The 11,061-nt window shown below is 68.4% G+C and carries 11 protein-coding genes; 4 read left to right on the top strand and 7 right to left on the bottom strand.

All coding sequences use genetic code 11. The features are described from left to right. Positions 1 to 126 precede the first annotated feature (126 nt). Positions 127 to 609, top strand: coding sequence for an NAD(P)/FAD-dependent oxidoreductase (locus AC27KI_RS13610; protein ID WP_487114248.1), 483 nt, complete (start codon positions 127 to 129; stop codon positions 607 to 609). An 88-nt stretch (positions 610 to 697) separates the two neighbouring features. Beyond that, positions 698 to 2,044: an amino-acid N-acetyltransferase gene (gene argA, locus AC27KI_RS13605; RefSeq protein WP_284412906.1), complete on the top strand. Its 1,347-nt coding sequence runs from the start codon at positions 698 to 700 to the stop codon at positions 2,042 to 2,044. Positions 2,045 to 2,072: 28 nt separating this feature from the next. Here argA and bla read toward each other — a convergent pair whose 3' ends face one another. Next, a complete protein-coding gene (gene bla / locus AC27KI_RS13600) occupies positions 2,073 to 2,999 on the bottom strand; it encodes a class A beta-lactamase (RefSeq protein WP_487114246.1) in 927 nt (308 codons plus the stop codon). Between the two features lie 129 nt (positions 3,000 to 3,128). Between bla and AC27KI_RS13595 the strand changes: the two genes are divergently transcribed. Both AC27KI_RS13595 and trhO read left to right on the top strand, forming a co-directional pair. Beyond that, complete coding sequence (locus AC27KI_RS13595) at positions 3,129 to 4,007, top strand: LysR family transcriptional regulator (protein WP_487114244.1); 879 nt, start codon at positions 3,129 to 3,131, stop codon at positions 4,005 to 4,007. Between the two features lie 52 nt (positions 4,008 to 4,059). After that, positions 4,060 to 5,733: an oxygen-dependent tRNA uridine(34) hydroxylase TrhO gene (trhO, locus tag AC27KI_RS13590; protein WP_487114242.1), complete on the top strand. Its 1,674-nt coding sequence runs from the start codon at positions 4,060 to 4,062 to the stop codon at positions 5,731 to 5,733. Between the two features lie 72 nt (positions 5,734 to 5,805). On the opposite strand, the gene AC27KI_RS13585 is transcribed toward trhO, so the two are convergent. The 6 genes from AC27KI_RS13585 to AC27KI_RS13560 form a co-directional block, all read right to left on the bottom strand. After that, positions 5,806 to 6,348: a disulfide bond formation protein B gene (locus AC27KI_RS13585; protein WP_487114240.1), complete on the bottom strand. Its 543-nt coding sequence runs from the start codon at positions 6,346 to 6,348 to the stop codon at positions 5,806 to 5,808. 46 nt (positions 6,349 to 6,394) lie between these two features. After that, entirely contained in the window at positions 6,395 to 7,519 is a 1,125-nt protein-coding gene (locus AC27KI_RS13580; RefSeq protein ID WP_487114238.1) for a sulfate/molybdate ABC transporter ATP-binding protein, read from the bottom strand. A gap of 13 nt (positions 7,520 to 7,532) precedes the next feature. Beyond that, positions 7,533 to 8,459, bottom strand: coding sequence for a sulfate ABC transporter permease subunit CysW (gene cysW, locus AC27KI_RS13575; RefSeq protein ID WP_487114236.1), 927 nt, complete (start codon positions 8,457 to 8,459; stop codon positions 7,533 to 7,535). Next, the gene (cysT, locus tag AC27KI_RS13570) at positions 8,456 to 9,343 is read right to left on the bottom strand and encodes a sulfate ABC transporter permease subunit CysT (protein WP_272569058.1); all 888 of its coding nucleotides are present in this window, start codon (positions 9,341 to 9,343) and stop codon (positions 8,456 to 8,458) included. Before cysT ends, cysW begins: the two co-directional genes overlap by 4 nt. 3 nt (positions 9,344 to 9,346) lie before the next feature. Next, the gene (locus tag AC27KI_RS13565) at positions 9,347 to 10,357 is read right to left on the bottom strand and encodes a sulfate ABC transporter substrate-binding protein (RefSeq protein WP_487114234.1); all 1,011 of its coding nucleotides are present in this window, start codon (positions 10,355 to 10,357) and stop codon (positions 9,347 to 9,349) included. 204 nt (positions 10,358 to 10,561) lie between these two features. Continuing rightward, on the bottom strand, positions 10,562 to 11,061 hold a 500-nt coding region (locus AC27KI_RS13560), incomplete at its 5' end, for an RBBP9/YdeN family alpha/beta hydrolase (protein WP_487114232.1).

The raw sequence follows: 11,061 nt of genomic DNA, 5'->3' as shown, positions 1-11,061 counted from the left end.
CGGGCTGCACATCGAGGCAGGCCGCCTGCACGCCGTGCGGACCGACCAGGGCGACCTGCCCTGCCAGGGTGCGGTCATCGCGGCGGGCGCTATTCGCGGCCGCTGGCGCTAGCCGCCGGCGACCGTGTGTGGCTGGACACCGAGCGCGGGTACCACGCGATGCTGGACGTGCAGGCCCGCGCCGGGGAGCCCGCGCCCGCCGGCCCCCGCACCTCCACGATGGTGATGGATCGTAAGCTCATCGTGCACCAGATGGCGCACGGCCTGCGGGTGGCGGGCCAGGTGGAAATCGCCGGCCTACACGCCGCACCCGACTGGCGCCGCGCCCGCATCCTGCTGGGACACCTATTCGATCTGTACCCTTCGCTGCCCCGCGCCGCGCTGGAGGACGGCGCCCGCTTCTGGATGGGCCGGCGTCCGAGCACCAGCGACGGACTGCCCTGCATCGGACCCGCCAGCGCCTGCGCGGACGTCATCCATGCCTATGGCCACGGCCATGTGGGCCTGGGCGCTTCGGCCCGCACGGGACGGGTGGTGTCCCAATGTATGGACGGACAGCCTCCGGAGATCGACCTGGCGCCGTTCCGTCCGCAACGATGGCGACGATAATTCGGCCGCAGCGGAAAACGCCCCGCCCTCCCCACGCAACCTGCGCCGCTCCGCAGGGTGCAGTCCCCGCTCTCTTCACCCTTTCGCCATGTCCGCCGTCTTCAACTTCACCTTCGTCCCCTGGTTCCGCTCGGTGGCGCCGTACATCCACAAATTCCGCCACCAGACCTTCGTGATCGGGCTCACGGGCGAGGCCATCGCGGCTGGCAAGCTCCAGGCCATCGCGCAGGACCTGGCCATGATCCAGGCGATGGGCGTGAAGATCGTGCTCGTGCACGGCTTTCGCCCGCAGGTGAACGAGCAGCTCGCGGCCAAGGGGCATGCCGAGAAGTATTCGCACGGCATCCGTGTCACCGATTCGGTGGCGCTCGACTGCGCGCAGGAGGCCGCGGGCCAGTTGCGCTACGAGATCGAGGCCGCCTTCAGCCAGGGCCTGCCCAACACGCCGATGGCGGGCTCCACGGTGCGCGTGATCTCCGGCAACTTTCTGACGGCGCGGCCCGTGGGCATCGTGGACGGGGTGGATTTCCAGCATTCGGGCCTGGTGCGCAAGGTGGATGTGGCGGGCATCCGGCGCTCGCTCGACATGGACGCGCTGGTGCTGCTGTCGCCCTTCGGCTTCTCGCCCACCGGCGAGGCCTTCAACCTGACGATGGAAGAGGTCGCGACCTCCGTGGCGATCGCGCTCAAGGCCGACAAGCTGGTCTTCGTGTGCGAGGTGCCCGGCATCCGCATGAACCCCGACGAGCCCGAGAGCGACGACAACCCCATCGACACGGAGCTGCCGCTGGCCCAGGCCCGGCAGATGCTGGCCCGCGTGCCGCCCAGCCAGCGGCCGACCGACACCGCGTTCTATCTGCAGCACTGCGTGAAGGCCTGCCAGAACGGCGTGGAGCGCAGCCACATCATTCCTTTCGCGGTGGACGGTGCGCTGCTGCTGGAGATCTACGTGCACGACGGCATCGGCACCATGGTGGTCGATGAGAAGCTGGAAGAACTGCGCGAGGCCACGCCGGACGACGTGGGCGGCATCCTGCAACTGATCGAGCCGTTCGAGAAGGACGGCACGCTCGTCAAGCGCGACCGCACCGAGATCGAACGCGACATCGCCAACTACACCATCATTGAACACGACGGCGTGATCTTCGGCTGCGCGGCGCTCTACCCCTATCCGGAGGGCAGCACGGCCGAGATGGCGGCCGTGACCGTTTCACCGCACAGCCAGGGCACGGGCGACGGCGAAAAGCTGCTCAAACGCATCGAGCAGCGGGCGCGGGGGATGGGCCTGACCAGCCTGTTCGTGCTCACCACGCGCACCATGCACTGGTTCATCAAGCGCGGCTTCCAGCCCGTGGACCCCGAGTGGCTGCCCGAAGCCCGCAAGCGCAAGTACAACTGGGACCGCCGCAGCCAGGTGCTCGTCAAGAAACTGTAGGCGGCGGCCCGGCCTGCGGCCACACCGCTCAGGCGGCGACCGCCCGGGCCACCTGGCGCGCCACCTCGGCGATGGTGGCATCGCGCTTTTCCGGCGTGGCGGTGGTCTGGGTGATGTAGCAGGTGACCACGATGGGCGCACCGCCGCCGGGCGGCCATAGCACGCCGATGTCGTTGGACGAACCCTGGTTGCCCGTGCCCGTCTTGTCGCCCACCCGCCAGCCCGGCACGCCGGCACGCAGCCGCTTGTCGCCCGTCTTCGTGGCCACGATCCATTCGACCAGCTGGGCACGCGAGGCCGGGCTCAGCGCATCGCCCAAGGCCACCTTGCGCAGCGACTGCAGCATGGCCTGCGGCGTGGTGGTGTCGCGCGGATCGCCCGCGATGGCCTCGTTCAGCGTGGGCTCGGTGCGGTCCAGCCGCGTCACCGTGTCGCCCAGGCTCCGCGCGAAGGCGGTGAAGCCCTGCGGACCGCCGTGGCGCGACAGCAGCAGGTTGGCCGCGGTGTTGTCGCTCAGCGTGACGGTGCCTTCGCACAGCTCGCCGACCGTGATGCCGACGTCGCCCACCCGCTTTTCCGTCACCGGCGAATAGGCGACGAGCGCCGACGCGTCGAAATGCACCCGGCGGTCCAACGCCTCCTGGCCCCGGTCGACCCGCTCCAGCATCCACGCGGCCAGCAGCAGCTTGAAGGTGCTGGCCATGGGAAAGCGCTCGTCCTGGCGCCAGCCCAGCGACAGCCCGGAGCCGGTGTCGAGCATGGCGACCCCGAGCCGCGCCTTGGGGTGGCCGTCCAGTGCCGATTCGAGCCGCTGCATGGAGGCCTGCCAGGCGACCTCCCGCGCGTTGCGCTGGCGCGCAGGCGCGGCGGCATGGGCCGGGCCGGCCCACAAGGCGGCCGTCGAAGCGGCGGCCACGGCGGCGAAGAGATCAAAGGAAAACTGGCGTCTTTGCATGAAATGAACCTGTCGTTGAAAGCAAGAAGACCCGAACGATAGAGACATGTCGGCCAGAGCACCATCGACAATAATCGGGAAGAGCCCCAAGAAAAACTGCTTGCTACTTGCCCGCCTGATTCCGACGCCATGCACTTGCCCCTCAATGCCCTGCGCGCCTTCGAGGTCTCGGCGCGCCACCTCAATCTCACCCGTGCAGCCCAGGAGCTGTGCGTGACCCAGACCGCGGTGAGCCAGCACATCCGCAACCTCGAAGAGCGCCTGGGCAAACCGCTGTTTCGGCGCCTGCCGCGTGGGCTGGCATTGACGGACGAAGGCCTGGCCCTGCTGCCGGTGCTGGCCGATGCGTTCGGCCGCATTGCCGGTGCCCTGGAGCAGTTCAGCGACACCCGCCCCCGCGAAGTGCTCACCGTCGGCGCCGTGGGCACCTTCGCCGTGGGGTGGCTGCTGCCGCGGCTGCGCGAGTTCCAGCAGGCGTGCCCCTTCGTGGACCTGCGCCTGCTCACGCACAACAACCGGGTGGACATCGCGGGCGAGGGACTGGACTGCGCCATCCGGTTCGGGGACGGCGCCTGGCATGGCACCGAGGCCGACCGCCTGCTGGAAGCGCCGCTGTCCGCCATGTGCGCGCCCTCCATCGCACCCCGGCTGCGGGCGCCGGCCGATCTGGCGCACGAATCGCTGCTGCGTTCGTACCGCGCGGACGAGTGGGCCGCCTGGTTCAGCGCGGCCGGTGTGCCCTGCCCGCTCGTGCGGGGCACGGTGTTCGACTCCTCCCTGGCCTTGGCCGAGGCCGCCGCGCAGGGCGCGGGCGTGGCGCTGCTGCCGGTGCGGCTTTTTCAAAGGGAGTTGCGACAGGGGCGGCTCGTGCAGCCCTTCGGCACGCACATCGCATTGGGTGCCTACTGGCTCACGCGCTTGAAATCCCGCCCGCCCAGCGCTGCGCTGCAGGCCTTTCGCGGCTGGCTGCTGGCCGGCTGCGGCAGTCCATCTAGCAACCCGGCCTGATCGGCCGCCCGCGCCCCGGCCGTTCCAGATGCCCCGCTATCATCGCCACCCCATGCCCGAGATCCTCACCGCCGCCCTCTACCATTTCGTCGATCTGCCCGACTGCGCCGCACTGCAGCCACCACTGCAATCCGTGTGCGAGGCCCATGGCGTGCGGGGCCTGCTGCTGCTGGCGCCCGAGGGGATCAACGGCACGATCGCAGGGGAGCCCGCAGGCGTGCGGGCCGTGCTGGCCTGGCTTCGTGCCGATGAGCGGCTGGCCGGCCTGCGCCACAAGGAGGCGCTGGGCGACCGCATGCCGTTCTACCGCATGCGGGTGCGGCTCAAGCGCGAGATCGTCACCCTGGGTGTGACCGGACTGGACCCGGCGCGCAATGCCGGCACGCACGTGCCGCCGGCGCAATGGAACGCCCTGATCGACGACCCCGAGGTGGTGGTGATCGACGTGCGCAACGACTATGAAGTGGGCATCGGCAGCTTCGCCCGGGCCATCAACCCGCGCACGCGCAGCTTCACGGAATTTCCGGCCTGGGTGGAGCAGCAGCGCGCGCCGGGCGGCGTGCTGGCACACCGGCCCAAGGTGGCCATGTTCTGCACGGGCGGCATCCGGTGCGAAAAGTCCACCGCCCTGCTCAAGTCGCAGGGCTTCGACGAGGTGTTCCACCTGGACGGCGGCATCCTGCAGTACCTGGAAGACGTGCCCGCCGAAGACAGCCGCTGGCACGGCGATTGTTTCGTGTTCGACGAACGCGTGTCGGTGGGCCACGGCCTGTCCACGGGCCGGCACCAGTTGTGCCGGTCCTGCCGCATGCCGCTGGGCGAGGCCGAACTCGCATCGCCCCAGTACCGCCCCGGCGTGAGCTGCCCTTATTGCCATGGCACGCGCACGCCCGAGCAGGAGCGCGCCCTGGCCGAGCGCGAGCAACAGATGGTGCTCGCGCGGCAGCGCGGGCAGGACCACATCGGCGCGCGCCTGGGCTCCTCCGGTGTGGCGCAGTCCGATGGTCAGCCATCGGACGCGCCCAGCGGCCTGCCCGTGCTGTATTCCTTTCGCCGCTGCCCCTACGCCATGCGGGCCCGCATGGCGATCGCGGCCAGCGGGCAGGCCTGTGAATTGCGCGAGGTGGTATTGCGCGACAAGCCGCAAGCCTTGCGGGATGCATCGCCCAAAGCCACGGTGCCCGTGCTGGTGCTGCCCGATGGCCAGTTGCTGGAACAAAGCCTGGAGATCATGCGCTGGGCGCTCGCTCGCCACGACCCGCAGGGCTGGATGGCCGAAGATGCCGCAACGGCCCGGGACGCCGATGCGCTCATCGCGGCCTGCGACGGCACCTTCAAACAGGCCCTGGACCGCTGCAAGTACCCGAACCGCTATCCGCAGCAAACCGGCACGGGAGACGGCGTGGAGGACGCGCCAACGCCCCAGGCCACCGCCACCGCGTTCCTGACCCAGTGGGACGAGCGGCTGGCGCAACACGCCTTCCTGTGCGGCCCGCGGCCCACGCTGGCCGACGTGGCCATCATGCCGTTCGTGCGCCAGTTCGCAGGCATCGACGCCACGGACTGGCAGGCGGGCCCCTGGCCCCATGTGCGAAAGTGGCTGGCAGCATGGGAGGCCAGCACGGCGTTCACGCAGGTGATGGACAAGATGGCGCCCTGGGTGCCCGGAACCCGGGGCCCGGTGTTTCCCGCCCAGGAGCCCATGGCAGCGCCGGCACCGATCTGACGGATTTGCAACGCCCAAGAAAAAGGCGCCTGTTCAAGGCGCCTTTTTCATTCAACGGGGTTCAGGCCGGTTTCAAGCCGCAGCCAGCGGACGGCGGTTGGCGCCCCCTCGCCCACCACGGGCCAGCAGCACCAGCAGCACCAGCAGCACGACGGCCATGAGCACGAAGCAGATGAACGACCAGTTGGCGATGGAGCCTCCAAGGAAGGTCCAGTCCACCGCGGCGCAGTCGCCCGAACCGCGGAAGATCATGGGGATCGCGCGGCCGATGGGGAAGTGCTCGATCATTCCGTAGAAGTCGCGACCGCAGGTGGCGATCTCGGGCGGGTACCACTGAAGCCAGCTTTGCCGCGCCGCCACGAAGGCGCCGAATCCCGACGACAGCAGCGCCAGGACGGCCCACGACATCCACCAGCCCCGGGTGCCCCGGGCGCTGGCCAGGGCCGCAAACACGGCGACCCCGATGAGCGCATAGCGCTGCACGATGCACATCGGGCAGGGCTCGAGCCCCACGACATGCTGCAGGTACATGCCAAAAGCCAGCATGGCCACGCAGGCCGCCGCGATGAGGCCCAGCACGCGGCGGGGCGCGGCATCCAACCAGTTCAACACCATTGTTCTTGTCCTTGAAGGCCGCGGTCGGCAGCCCTCGAAGGCTGCATCAGATACCGGCGGCGTGGTCCAGAAAAACGCGGGCGCGGCGCGGTGTGACCACCAGCGTTTCACCCTCCCTGAAACCCATCTCCCGGTACTGCTGCGCAGGAATCTGCGCCTCGATCACCGAGTCGGGGCTCGCATTGTCCGCTGGTTTGTGGTCGGCATCAGGAATAAGTTCCAGGCGCGCGATCGGCCCCACGACGATGGCACGGCTGAGCTGCGCGACGATGCCGCGCGGGCGCCCGTCGGCGTCCACGCCCTCGCCGGGCGAGTAGCGCTGCACGTCCAGGTCGTGCGGACGCACATAGGCAAAAGCGCTGGCGTTCTGGGCGCCCGCATGCTCGGGCGAATCGATGGCCATGCCCTCCACGTGCACCAGCCCTTCGTGGGCGCGGCCGCGAAACAGGTTCACGTCGCCCAGGAATCCATAGACGAACGGGCTGGCCGGCTGATCCCACACCTCCTGGGGCGAGCCGCTCTGCTCGATCCGGCCCTGGTTGATGACCACCACACGGTCGGCCACTTCCAGGGCTTCCTCCTGGTCATGGGTCACGAAGATGCTGGTCACGTGCAGTTCGTCGTGCAGGCGGCGCAGCCACCGGCGCAGCTCTTTGCGCACCTTGGCATCGAGCGCGCCGAAGGGCTCATCCAGCAGCAGCACCTTGGGCTCCACCGCCAGGGCGCGCGCAAGGGCGATGCGCTGGCGCTGGCCGCCGGACAATTGCGACGGATAGCGGTCGGCCAGCCAGTCGAGCTGCACGAGCTTGAGCAGGTCGGTCACCTTCTGCTTGATCTGCGCATCGCTCGGGCGCTCGCCGCGCGGCTTCACGCGCAGGCCGAAGGCGACGTTCTCGAACACCGTCATGTGCCGGAACAGCGCGTAGTGCTGGAAGACGAAGCCCACGCCGCGGTCGCGCACGTGCACGTCGGTCGTGTCCTCGCCCGAGAAGTGGATGGTGCCCACGTCGGGCGTCTCCAGCCCCGCGATGATGCGCAGCAGCGTGGTCTTGCCGCAGCCCGAGGGGCCGAGCAGCGCGATCAGTTCGCCGGACTGGATGTCCAGGCTCACGTCGCGCAGTGCCTGGAATCTGCCGAACTGCTTGCTGATGTTGCGGATTTCAATGCTCATGGTGTGCTTTCGTTCAGCGCGCGCCCACGGCGGCGGGTGCGGGGCGCTCGGGCGGCAGTGCGGCCGCGGCCTTGCGCTCCTGCTCGTTGCGCCATTCGGCAATGGACTTGATGACCAGCGTGACCAGTGCCAGCAGGGCCAGCAGCGAGGCCGCAGCGAACGCCGCCACGGACTGGTATTCGTTGTAGAGAATCTCCACGTGCAGCGGAATGGTGTTGGTCTGCCCGCGGATGTGGCCCGAGACGACCGACACCGCGCCGAACTCGCCCATGGCGCGCGCATTGCACAGGATCACGCCGTACAGCAGGCCCCACTTGATGTTGGGCAGCGTCACGTACCAGAAGGTCTGCCAGCCGCTCGCGCCCAGCACGATGGCCGCCTGCTCCTCGTCGCTGCCCTGGGCCTGCATGAGCGGAATCAACTCGCGCGCGATGAACGGGAAGGTCACGAAGATCGTCGCCAGCACGATGCCCGGCACGGCGAAGATGATCTTGACGTCGTACGCCGCCAGCCAGGGGCCGAACCAGCCGTTAGCGCCGAACATCAGCACGTACACCAGGCCGGCCACCACGGGCGAGACGGAAAACGGCAGGTCCACCAGCGTGGTCAGGAACGCCTTGCCCCGGAACTCGTACTTGGCGATGGCCCAGGCCGCCGCCACGCCGAACACCAGGTTCAACGGCACCGCGATGGCCGCGGTGATGAGGGTCAGCCGGATGGCGGCCCAGGCATCGGGCTCCTTGAGCGCCGCCACGTAGGCGCCGAAGCCCTTGCGCAGCGCCTCGGTGAACACGGCGGCCAGCGGCAGCACGAGGAACAGCAGCAGGAACGCGAGCGCGATGCCGATCAGCGTCCAGCGCACCCAGGGGGCCTCGGTCGTGCCGGCTTGGGCGCGGCGCACCACGTTGCGCCCGCCGGAGTTGGAAGCGGTGGAAGTCATGCCGGGGCTCCTGCGTGGCGACGCTGCCAGGCCTGCAATGCGTTGATGACGAGCAGCAGCGCGAAGGAGATCACCAGCATCACCACCGCGACCGCCGTGGCGCCCGCGTAGTCGTACTGCTCCAGCTTGCCGATGATGATGAGGGGCGTGATCTCGGAGATCATGGGCATGTTGCCCGCGATGAAGATGACCGAGCCGTATTCACCCACCGCCCGCGCGAACGCCATGGCAAAGCCCGTGAGCAGCGCCGGGGTGATCGCGGGCAGGATGACGCGCGTGAAGATCTGCCAGCGCGTGGCGCCCAGGCTGGTGGCGGCTTCTTCCAGCTCCTTCTCGGCGTCTTCCAGCACCGGTTGCACCGTGCGCACCACGAAGGGCAGCCCGATGAAGATCAGCGCGATCACCACGCCGGCGGGCTTGAAGGCCAGCTGGATGCCCAGCGGCTCCAGGTACTGCCCGACCCAGCCGTTGCCGGCCAGCAAGGCGGTGAGCGAAATGCCCGCCACCGCCGTGGGCAACGCGAACGGCAGGTCCACCAGGGCATCGACGATCTTCTTGCCCGGAAAGCGGTAGCGCACCAGCACCCAGGCGATCAGCAGGCCGAACACGAGGTTGACCACCGCCGCGATGAACGACGCGCCGAAGGTGAGCCGGTAGGACGCCAGCACGCGCGGCGCGCTGATGGCGGTCCAGAACTGGTCCCAGGTCAGCGTGAAGGTCTTGAAGACCAGCGCCGACAGCGGGATGAGCACGATGATGCTCAGGTAGAAGATGGTGTAGCCCAGCGTCAGGCCGAAGCCGGGCAGAACCCGCTTCGGGCTGCGCCGGGCCCCGCCCGTGGACGCCACGGCGGCGCCGGGCAAGGCAGAGGTCGCAGCGTTCATGTCTTACTTGGCGCCGGGGGTGTAGAGCTTGTCGAACTGGCCGCCGTCGTTGAAGTGCACCTTCTGTGCCTCGCCGAGGGAGCCGAAGTACTTGGCCACGGTGAACAGCTTGACGGGCTTGAACAGGTCGGCGTGCTTTTTCAGCACCGCTTCGGAACGCGGGCGCAACGCGTGGCGGGCCGCGATCTCCTGCGCCTCATCGGAGTAGAGGTAGTCCAGATAGGCCTTGGCCAGTTCGCCCGTGCCTTTCTTGGCGACGGTGCGCTCGACCACCGCAACGGGGTTTTCGGCCAGCACGCTGCTGGAGGGGTACACCGCATCGACCTTGCCCTTGCCGAATTCGCGCTCGATGGACAGCACCTCGGATTCGAACGTGATCAGCACATCGCCCGTGTTGCGCTGCAGGAAGATGCTGGTGGCATCGCGCCCGCCCTTGCCCAGCACGGGGACGTTCTTGAACACCTGGCCCACGAACTCAGCGGCCTGGGCGTCGGTGCCGCCCTTCTCGCGCACGCTGCCCCAGGCCGCCAGGTAGGCGTAGCGGCCGTTGCCGCCGGTCTTGGGGTTCACCACGACGACCTGCACGCCGGGCTTGGCGAGGTCGTCCCAGTCCTTGATGTTCTTGGGGTTGCCCTTGCGCACCAGGAACAGCATGGTCGAGGTGGTGGGCGATGCATCGTTGGGAAAGCGCTTGGTCCAGTCCTTGGCGACCACGCCGTTGGTGGCGAGGAAGTCGATGTCGGTCGTGGTGTTCATCGTGACCACGTCGGCGTCGAGGCCGTCGTTCACCGCGCGGGCCTGGGCACTGGAGCCGCCATGGGCCTGGTCGATCTTCACGTCCTTGCCGGTGGTCTTCTTGTAGTGGGCGGCGAAGGCGGGGTTGTAGTCCTTGTAGAACTCGCGGGCCACGTCATAGGAAGCGTTCAGCAGCGTGGACGTCTGTGCCGACGCAACGCCGCCAGCGACCAGGGCCAGCACGGCCAGAAGAGTCTTGAGTTTTGTCCCGGAAGTCATGTCTACGCCCTCGTTACTGAAAAAGTGAAACCGATTGTGGGCGGCGGGGCTTAAAACTCAAAAGAATATATTCTTGTTAATTAATCGACTTCCAGAATATAGAACCCCGGCAAAACCAAGGGGCGGCATGGCAGATTTCAGCCAAAAATGCCTCCAGCGCAATGGGTACTAAGGCGTTTAGCTACAAAAATAATAGCATCTTTGTCAGGCGGCGGAGCGGGTCTCCGTGGCACCCTGGCCGAGGCCCCACTCCGCGCCATCCACCAGCGAATGCAGCAGTGCCCAGCCCAGGGGCCATTCGCCATGGCCCGAGTCCACGTTCACATGCCCCGCCTGCGGCAGACGAACGAACTCGCTGCCCCAGGCCCTCGCGTAGGCGCCGGCCAGGCGGATGGGGCAGTAGGGATCGTTGCTGCTCGCCACCAGAATGCTGCGGTACGGCAGCGGCGCGTAAGGCACGGGGGCGAAGTCGCTCAGCACCGCCCGGCGCTCCGGATCGGCCGGAGCGACCAGCAAGGCGCCCTGCACCCGGGCTGCGGCCGGCTCGCCCATGTGCGTCGCGGTGATGCAGCCCAGGCTGTGCGCCACCAGCACCCACGGGGCCGCCGGCGGCCACCCACCACCTCCTTCCAGGCCGGGCCGGACCAGTCCGCCACGCCAGCGGGTGCATCCGAGTCGTGCTGCTCCACGCGCCGGTGGCCGTG

The organism is Acidovorax sp. KPB24-03, from assembly GCF_057546605.1.
This window is presented reverse-complemented; position numbering and strand designations above follow the sequence as displayed.

Bases quoted from the DNA above. Each gene is read 5' to 3' on its own strand.
- bla (WP_487114246.1), bottom strand. From the start codon at position 2,999: ATGCAAAGACGCCAGTTTTCCTTTGATCTCTTCGCCGCCGTGGCCGCC.
- AC27KI_RS13565 (WP_487114234.1), bottom strand. From the start codon at position 10,357: ATGACTTCCGGGACAAAACTCAAGACTCTTCTGGCCGTGCTGGCCCTG.
- cysT (WP_272569058.1), bottom strand. From the start codon at position 9,343: ATGAACGCTGCGACCTCTGCCTTGCCCGGCGCCGCCGTGGCGTCCACG.
- cysW (WP_487114236.1), bottom strand. From the start codon at position 8,459: ATGACTTCCACCGCTTCCAACTCCGGCGGGCGCAACGTGGTGCGCCGC.
- argA (WP_284412906.1), top strand. From the start codon at position 698: ATGTCCGCCGTCTTCAACTTCACCTTCGTCCCCTGGTTCCGCTCGGTG.
- AC27KI_RS13595 (WP_487114244.1), top strand. From the start codon at position 3,129: ATGCACTTGCCCCTCAATGCCCTGCGCGCCTTCGAGGTCTCGGCGCGC.
- AC27KI_RS13580 (WP_487114238.1), bottom strand. From the start codon at position 7,519: ATGAGCATTGAAATCCGCAACATCAGCAAGCAGTTCGGCAGATTCCAG.
- AC27KI_RS13585 (WP_487114240.1), bottom strand. From the start codon at position 6,348: ATGGTGTTGAACTGGTTGGATGCCGCGCCCCGCCGCGTGCTGGGCCTC.
- trhO (WP_487114242.1), top strand. From the start codon at position 4,060: ATGCCCGAGATCCTCACCGCCGCCCTCTACCATTTCGTCGATCTGCCC.